The organism is Streptomyces sp. NPDC058457 (assembly GCF_042720695.1).
Lineage (GTDB): Bacteria > Actinomycetota > Actinomycetes > Streptomycetales > Streptomycetaceae > Streptomyces.
This window is the reverse complement of record NZ_JBHXLU010000111.1, coordinates 1-17,765: the sequence shown is the minus strand read 5'-3', so window position 1 is coordinate 17,765 and position 17,765 is coordinate 1. Positions and strand designations below refer to the sequence as shown.

Sequence of the window (17,765 nt, the reverse complement as noted above, 5' to 3'; positions counted from 1 at the left end):
GAGCTGGCCCGCTCACATCACGACTGCGGTGCGGCGGCCAGATGCCCGAACGAGGTGGGAGAGGACCAGTGACATGCGAATCGGGATGCCGATGGCCTATAGCGGGGGGTTCGCAGAAACGGCCGACGAACTCGTCGACTACGAGAAGGCCGGGCTCGACATCGTCTTCGTCCCGGAGGCGTACAGCTTCGACTCGGTGAGTCAGCTCGGCTATCTGGCGGCGCGGACCCACAACGTGCGGATCGCCTCGGGCATCCTCAACATCTACTCCCGCACGCCTTCGCTGCTCGCCATGACAGCGGCCGGCCTCGACTACGTCTCGGGCGGGCGTTTCACCCTGGGGATCGGCGCCTCCGGACCGCAGGTCGTCGAAGGCTTCCACGGGATCCCGTTCGACGCTCCCCTTGCCCGGACTCGGGAGGTGGTGGAGATCTGCCGCAAGGTATGGCGCCGCGAACCGGTGGTCCACAACGGACCGCGCTACCACCTGCCCCTCGGTTGGGAGCACGGCGGTTCGGGCGCGGGAAAGGCGCTGAAGCTCATCAACCACCCGGTCCGCGAACGCGTCCCCATGCTTCTGGCGGCGCTCGGACCGAAGAACGTCGCTCTCGCCGCCGAACTCTTCGAGGGCTGGGAGCCGATCTTCTATCACCCCGAGGGCGCGCAGGCCGCTTTCGGCGACGCTCTCGCCGCGGGGACAGCTCGCCGCGTACCCGACCTTCCGCCGCTCGACATCGTCGTGGACACCCACGTCGCGATCACGGCGAACTCCGACGAACGCGCCGTCGCCGAACAACAAGTGCGCGAGCATCTGGCTCTGTACGTCGGCGGCATGGGCACCAAGGGCAGGAACTTCTACAACGACCTGGCCTGCCGCTACGGCTTCGAGGAGGCCGCGGCAGAGGTCCAGCGGCTCTTCCTCGACGGCCGCAAGACCGAGGCCATCGCCGCCGTCCCCGATGAGCTGGTACGCGGCGTCTCGCTGATCGGCCCGCCCGGCTGGGTCAGGGAACGCGTCGCGGCTTTCGCGGAGAGCGGTGCGACCACCCTGAACGCCAAGCCGCTGGCCACCACCCACGAGCGGCGCGTCCGCGATGTGGCCGCTCTGAAGGAGCTGAGCGCATGAGCACCAGCGCACACGGACCTCTCGCCGGGGTCCGCGTAGTCGAACTCGCCGGGCTCGGTCCAGCCCCCATGGCCTCGCTCCTGCTGTCCGAACTCGGCGCCGACGTCGTCCGCGTGGACCGTCCCGTCCCCTCCCCCGTCTCCGACTTCCTGGAGCGGGGCCGTCGGTCGATCGTCGTCGACCTCAAGCATCCCGACGGAGCGGAGACGGTGCTGCGCCTGGCGGAGCGCGCGGACGTCCTGATCGAGGGACTGCGGCCGGGCGTCGCCGAACGTCTCGGTATCGGTCCCGACGCCGTCCACGCTCGAAATCCCTGCCTGGTGTACGGCCGTATGACCGGCTGGGGGCAACACGGACCGCGGGCGGTCTCGGCCGGCCACGACATCAACTACATCTCCCTCACGGGCGCGCTGGCGGCGATCGGCCGCGCCGGCGGGCCGCCCCAGGTACCGCTCAACCTGCTCGGCGACTTCGGTGGTGGCGCGCTGTATCTGGTCGTGGGAGTCCTCGCCGCGCTGCACCACTCCCGTGTCACCGGCGTGGGCCAGGTCGTGGATGCGGCCATCGTCGACGGCGTCACGCATCTCGCGGCGATGGTCTGGGCCGAGCGTCGGCACAATGGCTGGGCCGACGAACGCGGCAGCAACATGCTCGACACCGGCTCCCCCTACTACGACGTATATGCCACTGCGGACGGCGGGTGGATGAGTGTGGGCGCCCTGGAGCCGAAGTTCTACGCACAGTTCGTCGAGTTGCTGGGCGTGCCGAAATGGGCCGACTCACAGCACGACCGTGCGGCGTGGCCGCGGATGCGTGAGGCGTTCGCCGCCCGCTTCGGTGCTCGTACGCGCGCCGAGTGGGAGAAGGTCTTCGACGGCACGGACGCCTGTGTGACCCCGGTGCTCAGCTGGTCGGAGGCGGAACTCGATCCTCATATGACGGCCCGGATCGCCCATGTGGCCGTCGAGGGAGGAACCGTCCCCGCGCCGGCACCGCGCTTCTCCGCCACACCGACCCGTGCCGCAGGACCCCGGACGGTACCTGGCACGCACAGTCTGCAGGTGCTGGACGAGTGGCGGGTACGGGGCACCCGGGAACTGCTGTCGGGCGGAGCTGTCGTACAACGGCCGGGTTCTCGGTGACCGGCCGACGACCGGCTCCGCCCCCGGAAGACGGTCGCCTCAGCTCTTGAAGAAACCCGCCTCACACTGCTCCAGGCGCCGAGTGGCCTTCCAGTGCGGAGGCGGGCCCGGTACCTCCCGCGCCGCGCCGAGGCGGCGCAGGTGCGCCAGGATCACGAGTGCCCGCGAGACCGTCGCTCGCAGCGGGAAGCCGCGCAGCCCTTCCAGAGTGCCGGAGCGCCGCAGTCGCCCGGCCAGCCGCCAGGCGGTGACGGGGCCTTCACGCAGCACCGAAGCCGCCACCGCCGTGCGGGTCGCGTGGCCGTGCCGCAGTTCGCCGATGCGAGTCGCGAGATCGGCGTAGCGGTACTCGTGGGCGGGCAGGACGAGGTTCGGCTTCATGCTCTCCAGTGGCTCAAGGGTTCCCAGGTAGTCCCCCAGGGGGTCGTCGTTGTCGTCCCGCGGCTCGTACATCCCCACCGTGGTCCGCGGCAGCAGGTGGTCCCCGGCCAACAGGAGGCGGTGACGCGGCTCCCAGAAGCAGAGGTGTCCCGGAGTGTGGCCAGGTGTCCACAGCGCGGTGAGGTCCCAGCCGGGGACCTCCGGCCGCTCACGGTCGGTCAGATACCGGTCCGGGAGTGCGGCATCCACCCCCGGACGCCGGCCGAGGTCGTCGAGTGCCCTCGCCACGGCCTCCTCCGGCGCCCCGGCCTTGCGCAGCAGCGCCGCGAGCCGCAGGGCGGGATCGCTGCGGAACTGAGAGAGGCCGACGGAGTCGAGCGCGTGCAGGGCCACCCAGGCGCCGGACACCTCGCGAACGCGCGGAGCCAGGCCGTAGTGGTCGAGGTGGGAGTGGGTCACCAGAACACCTCGGACGTCCTCGACCCTGGTGCCCAGAGCCTTCAGTCCCGCCGTCAGCGCGCTCCAGCCCTCTTCGGTATCCCAGCCGGCGTCCACCAGGTAAGGCCCCACATCGGTCTCCAGGACGTACACCAGAACATGGCCGGGAGGGCCCGGCAGGGGGATCGGAAGGCTCCACAGGCCCGGCCGCACACGCGTGAGGCGCGGCCGCCCGCCCCTCACCGGCCGCCCTGTTCCGGAAAGCCGGTCACTGTCTCTGGACATGAGCCCTCCTTTAGACATAGACAACCTAGTAAACCATCGCGGCTCCCTAGAGCCCGAAAGGAGCACTCATGCCCCGCCCCTTCCGCCTCACCCTCGGCGGTCAGGAATCGGCCCTCGACGCCGCGGCCCTCCTCATGCGCGCGACCCTCGGCCCCATGCTGATCGCGCACGGCTGGAACAAGGTCGCCGGCCCTGGAGGCCTGGCCGGCACGACAGGCTGGTTCGAGGCACTCGGGCTGAGGCCCGCCACGGTCCACGCACGGCTGGCCGCCGGAACGGAGATCGCCGCGGGCGTCGGCTTGACGCTCGGGATCGCCGCACCCCTGCCCGCGGCCGGGGCGGTCGGACTGATGGCCGTCGCGGCGGCAACCGACCACCGGGGCAAGGGATTCTTCGTCTTCAAGGGCGGCTGGGAGTACGTCGGCGTCGTGGGCGGGACCGCAGTGGCGCTCGCCGCGCTGGGGCACGGGCGATACTCCCTGGACGCGGCTCTGCGCCGAGGCAGGTCCGGTCCCGGTGCAGCCCTCGCCGCCGCGGGCCTGGGCCTTGCTGGCGCGGCCGCACTGCTCACCGCTTGCTACCGGCCCACCCGCGCGGTCGAGGAGACGGAAAAGACGTCTCGGAAGTCAACCTCGATCTCTTGATCAGTCCCTCGCCACCAAGGCCTCAGACATCCAAACGGTTGACTGAAATTCCAACCCTTCACGTGCGGCGATAGGTCACAGGTTGCGCGATACAAAGACGAAACACCTCGTTGACACCGACCTCCAGGCCATGGATCGTAGCCCCAGACCAGGCCGCGCGAGGCCATCGGTCAAACAACCGGTTGGTTGAGATGGAGCACCCATGAGCACACCCGCCACCCCCGGCATCCTTGATCTGTCCGACCCGGCGAGCTTCTCCGAGGGCGTTCCGCACGAGACCTTCGACCGGCTGCGGCAGGAGGATCCGGTGCACTGGACGCCGGCCGCCACCGGAACCCTCAAGGACGGGTTCTGGTCCCTGACGCGAGCACGTGACATCGCCGAGGTCTCCAAGGACACCGCGAACTTCACGACCACCCGCGGCGTGATGTATCCGATCAACAAGGAACTGCTCGAGCAGGAGAGCGACAGCATCCTGACCTTGGATCCACCCCGCCACACGCGGCTGCGGCAGATCGTGGCCAAGTCCTTCAGCCCGCGTGTCGCGAGCCGCTTCGAGAGCTGGATCCGCGAGACCACGGTGAACACCCTCCAGGAGGTTCGCGGCAAGCAGGCCTTCGAGTTCGTCGAGGCCGTCGCCTCCGTGATCCCCGCCCTGGTCATCGGGCAGGTGATGGGAGTCCCCCTCGGGGATCGTTCCCGACTCGTGGACTGGGGAAATGACATCCTCGCCATGGACAAGTCCGACGGACCCGAGCGCCAGTTCAGAGCCCTGGGAGAGGTGGCGCAGTACGCCTTCGAACTGCGGGAGTTCAAGCGCCGCAGCCCCGGGCCCGACGTGATCTCCGAACTGGTCAACAAGAGCGACGCGGGCACCGAACTGACCGACAGCGAGTACCGGTGGTGGGTGATCACCCTCTTCGTCGCCGGGTTCGAGACCACCCACACGGCACTGGGCCAGATCGTTCGCCTGCTGCTGGAGGACACCGGAATCCTGGAGCAGGCGCGTGGCGCCGTCACAGAAGGCCGTTCCGCCGAACTGGTGGAGGAGTTCCTGCGCTACATCACCCCCGCCATGGGCTTCGCCCGCACCGCCGAGCGCGACCTGGACATCGGCGGGCAGCGGGTGGCCGAGGGCGACCTGCTGCTGATGTGGTACGTCGCGGCCAACCGCGACCCGGAGGTGTTCGACAACCCCCACCACTTCGACTCCCAGCGCAACCCGTCCGGCCATATGACGTTCGGCGGCGGTGGCCCGCACAACTGCCTCGGCAGTCACATCGCCCGCCTCGAACTGCGGATCTTCCTGGAGGAGTACTTCGCCCTGGACACCGGGCTGCGGCTGGACGGGACTCCCCAGCGCGGTTGGAGCACCAGCATCAACCGGCTGGAGAGGCTGCCCGTCGCCTGGGCATGACACGCGCACGCACCGAGCAAGGAGCAAGCCCCGATGAAGGTCCATGTCGACACGGACAAGTGCGCCCTGCACGGCCAGTGCAGCTTCGCCGCACCGGAGGTCTTCGACTTCGACGAGAACGACGACCTCGTCTACGACGCCACACCCGACGACTCCCAGCGGGCCGCGGTCGAACAGGCCCTACGCGCCTGCCCGGTGCTCGCCATCGAGATCGAGGGATAGGCCAACTGCAGCGCAGGCCTCACTCGCCTCGGGAACTCAGATCGCCGTGTCCTAGTTAACCAAGATAGGTGAGTAATCTTAGCTAGCTATCTCGGAGGCGGCGCCGCAGCCTGGCCAGCAAGCGAGGGACCGCCCCGGTCCGTCCTTTCCGCTCCCGCCGGCCCGGACGAGGCCCCATGGAGGAGCCGACACGATGAAGAAGACAGACCTCAAGAGCTCTGATCCGCATTCCGACTTCCGGTTCATCGGATCGGGTCCGGCGGGGCAGGGGCTCAACAGATACGACCGGCTTCGGCGCGAGCACTCGGTCCTGCGCATAGAGGAGCCTCAAGGTTCGTACTGGGTGATCCTCAAGCGCGAGTTGATCCGCTCATGCCTGCAGGATCCGGACACGTTCTCCAGCAGCGCCATCACGCCGCTGAACCCGGATCCCCACGTCAGCATGATCCCGATCCAGCTCGACCCGCCGGAGCACCGCCCCTGGCGGCATCTCCTCGCCGGCTATTTCTCCCCCAAGCGCATGACCGCGCTCAGGCCACGGTTGGAGCGCGGCTGCCGGGAACTGATCGACTCGATCGAGGGCCGCGAGGAGTGCGACTTCGTACGGGAGTTCGCCACCCGCTTCCCCACGGTCGTGTTCCTGGAACTGGTCGGTCTGCCGGCCTCGGAGCTGGACACCTTCCTCACCTGGGAGCACGAGATCCTGCGCCCCGGCGACGACGGTCCGGCCGGCGCCACTCAGTACCTGTCCGGCGTGGCGGCGGTACGGGGCTACTTCACCCAGATACTTGCCGAACGCAGGGCGTCCGGCGAGGGCGGCGACGACATCGTCAGCCAGGCGCTGACCTGGGAGCTGGACGGAAAGCCCATCCCGGACGAAGCACTGCTCAACTGCCTCTTCCTGCTGTTCCTGGCCGGCCTCGACACCGTGACGAACACCCTGGCCTTCGCCCTCTACCACCTGGCGACACATGATGCGGACCGGCGTCATGTCGCCGCGGTCGCTCGTGCCGGGCTTCCCATGGGCGAGGTCGTCGAGGAACTTCTGCGGTACTACGCGATTCCCGAGGTGGCCCGCAAGGTCACCCGGGACGTGGAGTTAGCCGGCCACCAGTTCCACGCCGGAGACATGGTGCTGTTCCCGCTCGTCTCGGCCAACCGTGACGAAGAGGGACTGGAGGAAGCGGACCGGGTCCGCTTCGACCGTGGGCGACCGCCGGCGCACTTCGCCTTCGGCGCCGGACCGCACCGGTGCCTCGGCTCCCACCTGGCACGCGAGGAACTCGCCGTCGCACTCGGGGAATGGCACCGGCGACTGCCCGACTACCGCCTCGACCCCGGCGCCGCCGTCGTCGAGACCTGGGGCGCCGTACACAGTCTCGACAGCCTGCCCCTGCGCTTCACCACCACCGAGGACTTCCGATGAAAGCCGTGGTCGACCCCACCCTGTGCTCCGGGCACGCCCGTTGCAACGCGGCGGCTCCCGAAGTGTTCGAACTCGACGACCTCGGTTACGCCGCGCTCGCCTCCGGCGGTGCCGCCACCGTCGCCCCTGAGTATGAGCAAGCCGCCCGGGACGGCGCCCTGGCATGCCCCGAACGGGCCATCACTCTCATCGGTCAGACCACCACCCCCCAGAACCGCGAAACGAAAGCAAAGCCATGACCACCGCGACAGACCGCAACCCACCAGCCGTCCATCTACGGATCGGCGACCGACGCCTGAGCGAGGGGTCCGGTGGCACGTTCGACCACATCAACCCCGTCACCGGCACCGCGCATTCGGTGATTCCGCTGGCCGGGCCCGCAGAGGTCGACCAGGCAGCACGGGCCGCACACGAGGCGTTCGGGAACTGGCGCCGCACCCGGCCGGCCGTACGGCGCAAGCTGCTGCTGAAGCTGGCGGACCTCATCGAGGCGCACGGCGAGGAGTTCGCCCGCCGCGGCACCCTGGACAACGGCACCCCGTTCGCGTCCGGCGCCCGGTTCGTCGGGCTGTCCGCCGAGTGGACGCGCTACTACGCCGGCTGGGCCGACAAGATCGGCAGTGATGTCACCGCCTCCTTCGGGCAGGACGGGGAGTTCGGTTACACCCTCGCCCAGCCGTACGGCGTCATAGGCGTGATCATCACCTGGAACGGGCCACTCATCTCGCTGGCCATGAAGATTCCGGCGGCGCTGGCGGCAGGCAACACCGTCGTCGTCAAGCCGTCCGAACTGACTCCGTATTCAGCGGAGTTGTTCGCCGACCTGGTGGAACAGGCCGGTTTCCCACCCGGCGTCGTCAACATCCTGCCGGGCACGGCGGCAGCGGGCGAGGCGCTCGTCTCCCATCCCCTGGTGGAGAAGGTCACCTTCACCGGAGGCCCGGACACCGCCCGCCGGATCCTGCGCAGCTGTGCCGAGTCCATGAAGCCGGTCGTCCTGGAGCTCGGCGGCAAGTCGGCCAACATCCTGCTGGAGGACGCCGACCTGGACGCCGCCTGCACCCGGGGCACGCTCCTGTCCATCGGGGCGCTCACCGGCCAGGGCTGCGCCTTCCCCACCCGCATGCTGGTGCAGCGCGGGATCTACGAGGCGGCGGTCGAGAAGGTCGCCGCCATCGCCAGGACCATCACCAGCGGGGACCCCTTCGACCCGAGGACCGTCTCCGGCCCGCTGATCAACGAGGCCGCCCTGACCCGCGTCCTCGGCATGATCGAGAAGGCGAAGGCCGACGGGGCCCGCCTGGTGACGGGCGGTTCCCGCATCGAGGGCGATCTGGCGAACGGGTACTTCATCGAACCTACCGTGTTCGCGGACGTCGACCCATACTCCGAACTGGGCCAGCGCGAGGTCTTCGGACCCGTGCTGTCGATCATCCCCTTCGACACCGACGACGAGGCGATCGAGATCGCCAACTGCACCCCGTTCGGGCTGTCCGCTTACCTGTACACCCAGCAGCTGCAGCGCGCCCACCGCATCGCGGAGGAACTCGTCACCGGTGAGGTCCTCGTCAACGGCGCCGGCAACCTCGGCGTGCACCGGCCCTTCGGCGGATGGGGCATCAGCGGCGTGGGCAAGGAGGGCGGGCGCGAGGGCTTCGAGGAGTTCCTGCGGACCAAGAGCGTGGCCATCGGATTCACAGGGGTGTCGGCATGACTGAAGCGGTGAACTGGTCCCTGGAGGGCAAGGTCGCGATCGTCACCGGAGCCGCGCCCGGCGGCATCGGGGAGACGTACGCCCGTACCCTCGCCGCCGCCGGAGCCGCCGTGGTCTGCGCCGACGTCCGCGAGGACGGCGCGCAGAAGGTCGCCGCCGACTTGGCGGAGGCGGGCCTCCAGGCATTCGGCGCGGGCGTCGACATCACCGATCCGGAATCGGTGGAGACACTGACCCGCGCAACCGTCGAGCGCTTCGGCGGGGTCGACATCCTGGTCAACAACGCGGCGCTGATGGCAACACTCCACCGGGGCCCGGTCCTGGAGTGCGAGTACGACCACTGGAAGCTCGCCATGGACGTCAACCTCAACGGCGCCTACCTGATGACCCGTAGTGTCGTCCCGCATATGCGCGAGCGTGGCGGCGGCCGGATCGTCAACCAGACCTCCGGCGGAGCCTTCCCGGCCGCCACTCTCTACGGCATCACGAAGATCGCCCTGGTCGGCCTGACCACCACGCTCGCCCGTGATCTGGGGCCGTCGCGGATCACCGTGAACGCGATCGCCCCGGGGCTGGTGGAGAGCGAGGCCGGAAAGGCGCTGGTGCCGGAAGGGTCCGCGTTCCGCGAGGCGATGAAGAGAGTCGTCGCGATGCAGGCCTTCGCCGCCCCGGAGGAGCTCGCAGGCCCGCTCCTCCTGCTCACAGCCCCGGCCGGCAACTGGATCACCGGACAGGTCTTGCACGTGGACGGAGGCTGGATCCTACGTCCCTGACGGTTCGGCACGGCACAGCTCCACACGGGTCCCGCGCGAACATGCGCGGGACCCGTGGCCGTCGCGTCCAGCCCGGTCACCACGCCACTTGCACAAAGATGAATAATGGTTCAGGATAAACCTGAGCGACGGTTCACCTTACCCGCGAGGAGCCATCATGCCCATCAAGACCGCCCTTGTCACCGGCGCTTCGTCAGGAATCGGCGAAGCAACGGCTATAAAACTGCACGAACTCGGATACACCGTCTACGGAGCTGCAAGGCACGAGGGCGGACTCGCCGACGTGGCCGCCGCCGGTGTCATCCCCCTGATCATGGACGTCTCGGACGACGAGTCGATGCTGGCCGGATTCCAGCAGATCATCGCCGAGACGGGCCGCATAGACGTCCTGGTCAACAGCGCCGGCTATGGCTCCTACGGCGCAATCGAGGACGTCTCGATGGCAGAGGCCCGCCGCCAGGCAGAAGTGAACGTCTTCGGCGCGATGCGCCTGGCCCAGCTGGCGCTGCCGTACATGCGCGAGCAGCGCGGCGGAAAGATCGTCAACGTGACCTCGATGGGTGGGAAGTTCTACTCGCCGCTGGGCGGCTGGTACCACGCCAGCAAGTACGCCCTCGAAGCCCTCAGCGACTGCCTGCGCCTGGAGACCAAGCCCTTCGGCATCGACGTCGTCATCATCGAGCCCGGCAACATCAGAACGGGCGGCAACGTCGTCACGGCCGCGAAACTGCAGGAAGCCTCGGGGACGGGCCCCTACGCCACCCAGGCCACCGCCGTACTCGCCGCTTTCAACTCGGAGGCGAACGCCCGGCGCGAGTCCCCGCCGTCCGTCATCGCAGAGGCCATCGCCAAGGCGGTCACCGCCCGCAAGCCCAAGACTCGGTACGCCGCCGGATTCGGGGCCCGCCCCTTGATCACGGTGCGCGGCATCGTCTCGGACCGATCGTTCGACGGCCTGATGAACAGGGCGATCGGCATGCCTCGCAGCCGGGCCTGAGAGTGGCGGCCCGGAACCAGGGGTCGACGGTGTGCCGGCCCGCTGGAGTTCGTCCGAGCCGCGTCAGTGTTCCCGGCAGGACGGGCTACTTGCCGTAGCCGACCGCCCTCATGTCGACCTGTACCGCGTTCTCGGCGGCGTCCGCCGGAAAGCCGGAGGTCATGATGTCCTCGTAACAGGCGCCGGCGGCACCATGGCTGTTGTCACCCCCGATGCCGAGAATGATCGCGCCCCCTTCGCCATCGGGTTGTAGCCCGCGGCATCAGGACGCGGTCCGTTGCAGAAGGTCGATACACCGCCCGACTGCGCGTTGCCGCCGCGGATGGCCCAATGGCCCGTTCGGACGGCCTCGGCACAGGCGCTGGCCTGGTCCCGGCATATGATCTCCGCGTCGAGATGGTTGCGCAGCCAGGATATGAGCGTGCCCGCCGTGCGGTCGGGCAGGACATCCACCAGCTCGCCCGTCTCCACGTTCACAGTGATTGCGCCGTGGACGCGGCCCTTTCCTGAACGCAATATCGTCCATATTGACATGTACATGTCATCTCACCGCACGGGTCGGCACCGGAGCGGGCGATCGCGATCCAAGCGGAAAGAACTCACCCCTCACCGAGGTCCACGTAACTCGCAACTCGACCACGATTTCCTCACAGTTTACATTATACGTATTTCATCATACGTATGCCCTTCGCTTCGCACTGCCGTTGCACACGGCGCGCGTTGCCGCGCCCGACCCGCTCGGGCGAGCAATTCGCCGTGAGCCTGACAAATATTCCGCTGGAGGATCTGTGAGCAGTCGGCAGCAGGGGCGCCCGGAGCGCCCGGTCGATCCCGACGCGGGGCCCTCGCAGCGGTTCGCCCATGAGTTGCGGTCACTGCGTGCTCGCTCTGGATCCCCTTCGTACCGGGCGATGTCCGAACGGTCGGGTGTCTCGGTGGCCGCCCTGGCGCGGGCGGCCTCAGGCGAGCGGCTGCCGTCGGTGACCGTCGTGCGCGCATACGCGCAGGCCTGCGGAGCTGATCCGGACTTGTGGGAGAAGTGGTTGGGCAGGGTGGCAGACGAAGTCGCGGTCCACGGTGCCGAGAACGGGGAGTCGCCCTACCAGGGACTGGCGAGGTTCGAACCAGGTGACCGTGAGCTGTTCTTCGGCCGCGACGGGCTGGCCGAAGACGTCGTGAGACTGATGAAGGAGCACCCTTTCACGGTGCTGCTCGGAGCCTCTGGCAGCGGGAAGTCCTCGCTGCTTCGGGCCGGCGTCATGCCCCGCATGGCGAAGGAGGAACAGGAAGCAGGCTCTGGTGCGCGACTGCGGCTCATCACGCCCGGTGCGCGGCCCGCCACCGCCCACGTCCGGATGCTGATCCCCGATGCCGACCAGCCGCATCGGATCGTTGTGGTCGACCAGTTCGAGGAGATCTTCACACTCTGCCGGAACCGGGACGAACGCTGGTTGTTCGTAGACCAGTTGCTCGCCGCCAGGCACTCCGGCGGTCGGCTGCGCGTGGTCGTCGCCGTGGGCTCGGGCTTCCACGCCCGGTGCGCGGAGCATCAAAACCTTGCGGAGGCGATGCAGCACGCGAGCCTGACAGTCAGGCCGATGACCCGTGAGGAACTGCGGGACGCGGTCGTGAAACCGGCCACGGCGGCGGGTCTGAGGGTCGAGCGGGAACTCACAGCACGCATCGTGGAGGATGTGCACGATCGGCCCGGTGCGCTCCCCATGCTCTCGCACGTCCTGCGCGAAACGTGGCGGCGCAGGCGCAGCGGAGTGCTGACGCTGGCCGCATACGAAGAGGCGGGCGGCGTCCATGGAGCCATTGCCGCGGCAGCCGAGGACGTGTACGGCCGCCTGTCACCTGAGCAGGCCGATGCCGCTCGGAGGTTTTTACTGGCCCTCATAGCCCCCGGTGACGGCACTCCCGACAGCAGCCGACCGGTGAGGCGAGCCGATCTCAGGGAGTGGCCCGACCCCGAGGTGCCCTTCGTCCTCCAACGGTTCTCCCGCGCCCGGTTGGTCACTGTGGACACGGACCACGTAGAACTCGCTCACGATGCCCTGATCACCGGGTGGCCTCGGTTGCAGGAATGGATCGAGGAGAGCCGTGAGCGGGTGCGCATGCGCCGACATCTCGCCGAGGCCGCCCGCAACTGGCTGGAGCACGGACGCGATCCCGGGGCACTGTATCGGGGGATCCATCTCGCCCTGGCCGACGTGCTGTTCACCCGGGATGTACTTGACGACGATCTCAACGCTCGGGAGAGAGCTTTCCTCTCCGCGTCTCGCGTGGCCCAACGCATGGAGCGTTGCACGGCCGACCGCATGCGACGGAGGATACGAAGACTCGTCGTGGCGCTCGTCTGCGTCCTGTGCGGGGCCCTGGTCGCCGGCCGGATCGCCTGGTACGAGAACGGCGTGGCCGAGCACGAGCGCAGTGTGGCCGAGGCCCGTCAGGCCGCCGACCTCGCCGGCCGGGATCGGGTGACCGACCCGCGTGCGAGGACACTGCTCAGCATCGCCGCTTGGCGGCTCGCCGTGCTGCCCGAGAGCCGAGCGGCTCTCCTCACCGCTCTGACCGACCCCGAGCGGGACGCCTTCACCGTCCCGGATCAGAACGACGGCACCCGTGACTTCCTCGCCGACTCCGGACTCACTCTGCTGGATGTGGGCGGCGGGAGGTGGTCGGCCTGGGACGTGGTCACACACCGCCGTACAGGATCAGGGCAGTTGCCGGACCTGCCGGTGACCGCGGTGAGCCGGGACGGACGGACCCTCGCCCTGGCCGAGGTCGACGGCTCCCAACGGCTGTGGCACCTGCCTCCGGTGGCAAACGTACGGGCAGGGGAACAGGAACTCGGCGGACGGCGGGCGCCGGACGCCTCAGCCACCGGCGTCGGCGGCTACATCGAGAGCGGCCCGGATCCGGCAAGGCAGCTGCGTGCGTTCACGGACGATCCGGTGGTGCTGCGATCCGCCACCGGTGTTGTGGTCCCGAGCACGGACGGTCGGCTGACGGCGATCTGCTCGCAGCACCGACCGCTCAGCGTGCGGGACATCGTCCATCACCACACTGTCCCGGGTACTTGGGAGCAGTCGGCGGTGTCGAATTGCGCATCGGCCTCCGTGGTCCTCGACCGGGCCGGGACGCGTCTGGCGGCGATATCGGAGAGCGGGATACGCGTCTGGGACACTGCTTCCGGCCGACAGCTCGAGAGCATCGCCCAACGGGGCGCGGCCCTCCTCGCGTTCACCCCGGACGGGCGGTTCCTTGCCGTGGCGGGCCAGGACGCGACGACGGTGTGGCGACTGCCGAAGACACCGGCGCCGATGCCCACACCGGTCTTCCGGTGGACCTCCGCCGACGGGCCCGTCACCGCACTCGCCTGGGATCCCGACACCCCGACTCTGCGCTGCCTCGCCGGGGGCACGGTCCACTCCCTGGACCTCTCTGCGCCTCTCACCTCCCCATGGCTCGCTCGGCCGGCGGACCACGAGACGTTCAGTCCCCACGGCATGCTGCTGGCCACCGCCGAACGGAACGACAGCCGCTTCCGATTCCGTCTGCGCGACACCCGGACCGGCCGCGTCGTCGGCCAACCGCCCGCCATCAGAGTGCCGACGCGAAGCACGAGCGCCGACGTCGTTCCCCTCATGGCGTTCAGCCCCGACGGCCGAGCGTTCGCCTACGGCATCGGCGGTCCGGAGGGAAGCGACACGCGACTCGTCGTATGGAATGTGACCGCTGACCGGGTCCAGGCGTCGTTGCGCCCGGACGGCTCGTCGGCGGTGCGCTCGATCGCGCTCACCTCCGGCGGCAAGAGACTACTGCTCTCGCGGGCGACCTCAGCCGACTCGCTGACCGGAGAGGTGTGGAACACGGACTCCGGAACGCGGACCCACCGGCCCGCGGCCCTGGCCACAGCCCTGAAGTCCGCCCTGGACGCGGGTTTCGCCGGCCCAGCCACGTCATCACCCTTCGGTGTGCATATCGGCGCACTCGACTCGGACAGGGGGACGGACATCCTCGCCCTCGGCCCCGGCGGCGTACATCGGGCCATCGGCGATGACCTAGGGAACATCACGGTCTGGAATGGCCGTGATGAACACCGCCAGGACGCGATACTCCCGCCCGGTGCCGGAACAACCTACGGGGCCCGGGTCAGTGCGCTTGCCTTCAGTCCCGACGGCACCACCCTCGCGGTGGGCTACGCTTCCGGCGCGCTGTTCCTGTGGGACACCGCCAGTCGGCAGCCGATCGGAGGCAGTCTCGACACGCTGGGCGACGCCATCCGCTCGCTCGCGTTCGGCGCCGGCGGGAGCCTGCTCTACGTTGGCAGTGATCACGTGCCCGTCCGACGCTTCGCCGTCGGGTCCACACTCGTCGTCGCTCAGCTCTGTGAGCGAGCCGGCCGTGATCTGACCGCCGACGAATGGCGGACATATCTCCCCGAGGTGCCCTACCAGCGTCTGTGTGATCCGCCCGGCCTCGTCGACCAGGCCCGGGATTTCGGTCCCGCTCCCGCTGGGACCTCCGCCGCGACTCCGGCGCAGGCCCTGCGCGACTCCGCGAAGCACAGCGCTCTCCGGCCTGACGCCGAGCCCTTTCCCGGAACGCCGCAGAGGGCTTCCACCTCCGAGGTCGCCAAGGAGCATGGTCGCGCCAGGACGCAGAGAACCGCCCATCACGAATCCGCACAGCACGAGGGGCACCTTGGTACGACGCGCCACAGCAAGTCCCACGGCCGGGCGTCGACCGCGAGGAGTCACGGTCCGGAAGCGGACAGACCGTAGCTCTCGATGAATCGAGTGTGAACGGCTGCTCCCGTGTCGCAGCCCTTGCTCCATTGGGTTGTCTACACCTCTGACCTGCATTGATAGACAAATCTCGAGTCCTGAAGAGTGAGGTCACCCGGTTCGCTGTGCTCCCCGTCGGCGAAACCGGCGGGCAGTCGACAGCGGTCGCCTCGCCTGCCCGGAACTCGATGGGCCATTCACGCTGACACACCGTCGGCGTCCGCCCCTGCTCACTGGAGTCGATGATGGTATTCGCACGCCGTAAGCCGGCCTCCGCCAAGCGCACCCTTCGCGCCGCCGGGGCTGCCGCCGCCCTGGCCCTGGGCGCTTCGCCGATGGCACCCTCCCAGGCGTCCGCCGCGGACAGCCCCACCACCAGGCAACTCCTGGACGCCTGCAGCTGGGCGGACGTCTGCGACTTCCACGCGCAGTCCTACTGGACCTACACCGGTCCCAAGCACCAGGTCGGCACCACCGCCTTCAACTGCGCGAGCCAGACCAACCAGCACCGTATCGACTGGTCCGACACGACCGGCTCGACCAACACCTTCGGTATCTCGATCAGCGCGAGCTACAAGTGGTCCGAGGTGTTCACGACCAGCATCGAGACCTCGTACAGCCACAGCTGGGAGGTGTCGCACACGGACACCGAGAGCAACACGGTGAACATCCCGCCCGGCTACAAGGGCTGGATCGAGCGGGGCACCGGTAAGCAGCAGGCGAAGGGCTGGTACGAGCTCCACTTCGGCAAGCGCTACTACGGCCACTACATCTGGTACATCTACGACTACCAGGAGTCCGGTTACGACTCGGACCACCAGAACACCGGCTACGTCAACTTCAAGGACGCGAAGATGACGTCCGCCGAGCGCGGCGCGCACTGCCACTGAGCGCGAGCGGACGACAGCATGTGGCGCTCTGTAACCTCCGGAAGCCTCGCCCGTCTCAGGCTCGCTGTCCCTGTTGTGCGTATTCCCGGGCGGGGACACCCTGCCCGGGAACATGGCAGCGACTCTGAGCATGGCCCTGCCGCCAGGCGTCACCGCGCTTCCCGCGGCCAAGGCCCAGCGCGGTGTCGTCCTCGCGGTCCCCCGTGTCACCGCACGCGTCCGGGGCCTGCGCAGCCTCGCCGACCTGCACAAGGCCGGCAGCCGTCCCTCTCCTCGACAGATTGGCAGTAGCAACATGCGTGACATCGCAAGGAAGTGCGCCGTGGCGGCACTCACCGCCGGGGCCGTCCTCGGTGGTCTGGCCTTTCCCACGACGGCCAGCGCCGACGTCTCCTCCGCACAGATCACCGTCTGCAACGACTCCAACGCGAAGCTGCAGTTCTGGGCGAAGGGCTACAACCAGTTCAACGACTGGGACGACTCACCGATCTGGTACGCGAACCCCCACACCTGCGCCACCGGCTGGAACTACTGGTGGAAGCAGAACTCGTCGATCGAACTCCACTACAAGTTCGCAGGCCGCGGTTGGACCTGGCGGGCGGAGTACGTTCCCGGGAGCAGTGGCCAGACGACGACGTTCCACCTGTCCTAGGGACTGGCTGGGCGCAGCCGGTCACCCCACGCGGAGGCTGACTCGCGATCGTGCGAGAGGCCAGGCTGGACGCATCCGTAAGTACCGGACTCCTGTCCGGTGAGACGTGGTCCGGCTGTCCGGAGGCCGCGTGATTGACCTCTCGCAGCGATCGCGGCACGTGATCTTTCACGTGCCGCGAAGCGGTTTCAACAGCCCGCTGGGATCTCCGCAGACTCGGGCGACCGCCCTCATGGTCAGGCTCGGATCCGGAGGAGGAGTGGGGTCGCCGGCCGTCCCGCCGCGCATGGACCCTCAGCGCTCCGGTGGAAACGGACCAGATCTGCCACTCCCGAAGATCGTGACGCGGTCACGGCAATCCGTTGATCCCGTGGCATCCCGCACCCCCGGCGAACGCCTGACGGCGGCGCCGGAGCCTGGAGGTTCCGCCCGGGACAGGAGCGGCGGCCAATGGGGAACATGAGGCGCACGGAAGCATGATTCTCGCGATCGAGCGAACCGCCACCGACCACGACCGGCCACGGAGCCCTGGACTTGCATTAACGTGAACCGGGGTTCATAGTAGTTGATGAACCCAAGTTCACCTTACCTCCAGGAACCCTCATGACCAAGACCGCTCTCGTCACCGGCGCCTCCTCCGGCATCGGTGAGGCCACCGCCCTGAAGCTCCAGTCCCTGGGCTTCACCGTCTACGCCGCCGCCCGCCGCACCGACCGCCTCAAGAAGCTCGCGGACAGCGGCATCCGTCCCCTCGCCATGGACGTCACCGACGACGACTCCATGCAGGCCGGCGTCGCACGCATCGTCGCCGAGACCGGACGCATCGACGTCCTGGTCAACAACGCCGGCTACGGCTCCTACGGCG

15 protein-coding genes and 1 pseudogene are annotated in these 17,765 nt (G+C 68.6%); 14 read left to right on the top strand and 2 right to left on the bottom strand.

Features of this window, described 5'->3' with window-relative positions; all coding sequences use genetic code 11:
• Window positions 1-73: 73 nt before the first annotated feature.
• Together ACFWPS_RS47210 and ACFWPS_RS47205 are read left to right on the top strand one after the other, a co-directional pair.
• A complete protein-coding gene (locus tag ACFWPS_RS47210; protein ID WP_383718660.1) occupies window positions 74-1,126 on the top strand; it encodes an LLM class F420-dependent oxidoreductase in 1,053 nt (350 codons plus the stop codon).
• Complete coding sequence (locus tag ACFWPS_RS47205; RefSeq protein WP_383718657.1) at window positions 1,123-2,268, top strand: CaiB/BaiF CoA transferase family protein; 1,146 nt, start codon at window positions 1,123-1,125, stop codon at window positions 2,266-2,268. The genes ACFWPS_RS47210 and ACFWPS_RS47205 overlap by 4 nt, the downstream gene beginning before the upstream one ends.
• Window positions 2,269-2,307: 39 nt before the next feature.
• On the opposite strand, the gene ACFWPS_RS47200 is transcribed toward ACFWPS_RS47205, so the two are convergent.
• Window positions 2,308-3,372, bottom strand: coding sequence for an MBL fold metallo-hydrolase (locus ACFWPS_RS47200; protein ID WP_383718654.1), 1,065 nt, complete (start codon window positions 3,370-3,372; stop codon window positions 2,308-2,310).
• A gap of 68 nt (window positions 3,373-3,440) precedes the next feature.
• Here ACFWPS_RS47200 and ACFWPS_RS47195 point away from each other — a divergent pair, with 68 nt between their 5' ends.
• The 8 genes from ACFWPS_RS47195 to ACFWPS_RS47160 all read left to right on the top strand — a co-directional run bounded on the left by ACFWPS_RS47195 (window position 3,441) and on the right by ACFWPS_RS47160 (window position 10,565).
• Entirely contained in the window at window positions 3,441-4,016 is a 576-nt protein-coding gene (locus tag ACFWPS_RS47195) for a DoxX family protein (RefSeq protein WP_383718651.1), read from the top strand.
• 202 nt (window positions 4,017-4,218) lie between these two features.
• On the top strand, window positions 4,219-5,433 hold the full coding sequence (locus ACFWPS_RS47190; RefSeq protein WP_383718648.1) for a cytochrome P450: 1,215 nt from the start codon (window positions 4,219-4,221) through the stop codon (window positions 5,431-5,433).
• 33 nt (window positions 5,434-5,466) lie between these two features.
• On the top strand, window positions 5,467-5,655 hold the full coding sequence (locus ACFWPS_RS47185; RefSeq protein WP_383718645.1) for a ferredoxin: 189 nt from the start codon (window positions 5,467-5,469) through the stop codon (window positions 5,653-5,655).
• A 193-nt stretch (window positions 5,656-5,848) separates the two neighbouring features.
• Window positions 5,849-7,081 (top strand): cytochrome P450, encoded by a 1,233-nt coding sequence (locus tag ACFWPS_RS47180; RefSeq protein WP_383718643.1) that lies wholly within the window; start codon window positions 5,849-5,851, stop codon window positions 7,079-7,081.
• The gene (locus tag ACFWPS_RS47175) at window positions 7,078-7,320 is read left to right on the top strand and encodes a ferredoxin (protein WP_383718640.1); all 243 of its coding nucleotides are present in this window, start codon (window positions 7,078-7,080) and stop codon (window positions 7,318-7,320) included. The genes ACFWPS_RS47180 and ACFWPS_RS47175 overlap by 4 nt, the downstream gene beginning before the upstream one ends.
• Window positions 7,317-8,795, top strand: a complete 1,479-nt coding sequence (locus ACFWPS_RS47170) for an aldehyde dehydrogenase family protein (protein ID WP_383718637.1) — start codon at window positions 7,317-7,319, stop codon at window positions 8,793-8,795. Before ACFWPS_RS47175 ends, ACFWPS_RS47170 begins: the two co-directional genes overlap by 4 nt.
• Window positions 8,792-9,568 (top strand): SDR family oxidoreductase, encoded by a 777-nt coding sequence (locus ACFWPS_RS47165; RefSeq protein ID WP_383718636.1) that lies wholly within the window; start codon window positions 8,792-8,794, stop codon window positions 9,566-9,568. Before ACFWPS_RS47170 ends, ACFWPS_RS47165 begins: the two co-directional genes overlap by 4 nt.
• A gap of 157 nt (window positions 9,569-9,725) precedes the next feature.
• Window positions 9,726-10,565: an oxidoreductase gene (locus tag ACFWPS_RS47160; RefSeq protein ID WP_383718633.1), complete on the top strand. Its 840-nt coding sequence runs from the start codon at window positions 9,726-9,728 to the stop codon at window positions 10,563-10,565.
• Window positions 10,566-10,650: 85 nt separating this feature from the next.
• Here ACFWPS_RS47160 and ACFWPS_RS47155 read toward each other — a convergent pair.
• A pseudogene (locus ACFWPS_RS47155) lies at window positions 10,651-11,099 on the bottom strand (arabinofuranosidase catalytic domain-containing protein).
• On the opposite strand from ACFWPS_RS47155, the gene ACFWPS_RS47150 reads away from it, so the two are divergent.
• From ACFWPS_RS47150 to ACFWPS_RS47135, 4 genes are all read left to right on the top strand, one after another.
• Window positions 11,048-15,355: a helix-turn-helix domain-containing protein gene (locus ACFWPS_RS47150; protein WP_383718631.1), complete on the top strand. Its 4,308-nt coding sequence runs from the start codon at window positions 11,048-11,050 to the stop codon at window positions 15,353-15,355. The pseudogene ACFWPS_RS47155 and the gene ACFWPS_RS47150 sit on opposite strands and share 52 nt — an antisense overlap.
• A gap of 245 nt (window positions 15,356-15,600) precedes the next feature.
• The gene (locus tag ACFWPS_RS47145) at window positions 15,601-16,248 is read left to right on the top strand and encodes a hypothetical protein (protein ID WP_383718629.1); all 648 of its coding nucleotides are present in this window, start codon (window positions 15,601-15,603) and stop codon (window positions 16,246-16,248) included.
• A gap of 112 nt (window positions 16,249-16,360) precedes the next feature.
• Window positions 16,361-16,900, top strand: a complete 540-nt coding sequence (locus tag ACFWPS_RS47140; protein WP_383718627.1) for a hypothetical protein — start codon at window positions 16,361-16,363, stop codon at window positions 16,898-16,900.
• A gap of 603 nt (window positions 16,901-17,503) precedes the next feature.
• A partial coding sequence (locus tag ACFWPS_RS47135) for an SDR family NAD(P)-dependent oxidoreductase (protein WP_383718625.1) occupies window positions 17,504-17,765 on the top strand: 262 nt, incomplete at its 3' end.

What these genes read in the sequence shown, in the direction of transcription:
- ACFWPS_RS47140 (WP_383718627.1), top strand. Translation starts at nt 16,361, where the DNA reads ATGGCAGCGACTCTGAGCATGGCCCTGCCGCCAGGCGTCACCGCGCTT.
- ACFWPS_RS47160 (WP_383718633.1), top strand. Translation starts at nt 9,726, where the DNA reads ATGCCCATCAAGACCGCCCTTGTCACCGGCGCTTCGTCAGGAATCGGC.
- ACFWPS_RS47165 (WP_383718636.1), top strand. Translation starts at nt 8,792, where the DNA reads ATGACTGAAGCGGTGAACTGGTCCCTGGAGGGCAAGGTCGCGATCGTC.
- ACFWPS_RS47175 (WP_383718640.1), top strand. Translation starts at nt 7,078, where the DNA reads ATGAAAGCCGTGGTCGACCCCACCCTGTGCTCCGGGCACGCCCGTTGC.
- ACFWPS_RS47190 (WP_383718648.1), top strand. Translation starts at nt 4,219, where the DNA reads ATGAGCACACCCGCCACCCCCGGCATCCTTGATCTGTCCGACCCGGCG.
- ACFWPS_RS47185 (WP_383718645.1), top strand. Translation starts at nt 5,467, where the DNA reads ATGAAGGTCCATGTCGACACGGACAAGTGCGCCCTGCACGGCCAGTGC.
- ACFWPS_RS47180 (WP_383718643.1), top strand. Translation starts at nt 5,849, where the DNA reads ATGAAGAAGACAGACCTCAAGAGCTCTGATCCGCATTCCGACTTCCGG.
- ACFWPS_RS47145 (WP_383718629.1), top strand. Translation starts at nt 15,601, where the DNA reads ATGATGGTATTCGCACGCCGTAAGCCGGCCTCCGCCAAGCGCACCCTT.
- ACFWPS_RS47195 (WP_383718651.1), top strand. Translation starts at nt 3,441, where the DNA reads ATGCCCCGCCCCTTCCGCCTCACCCTCGGCGGTCAGGAATCGGCCCTC.
- ACFWPS_RS47200 (WP_383718654.1), bottom strand. Translation starts at nt 3,372, where the DNA reads ATGTCCAGAGACAGTGACCGGCTTTCCGGAACAGGGCGGCCGGTGAGG.
- ACFWPS_RS47170 (WP_383718637.1), top strand. Translation starts at nt 7,317, where the DNA reads ATGACCACCGCGACAGACCGCAACCCACCAGCCGTCCATCTACGGATC.
- ACFWPS_RS47210 (WP_383718660.1), top strand. Translation starts at nt 74, where the DNA reads ATGCGAATCGGGATGCCGATGGCCTATAGCGGGGGGTTCGCAGAAACG.
- ACFWPS_RS47205 (WP_383718657.1), top strand. Translation starts at nt 1,123, where the DNA reads ATGAGCACCAGCGCACACGGACCTCTCGCCGGGGTCCGCGTAGTCGAA.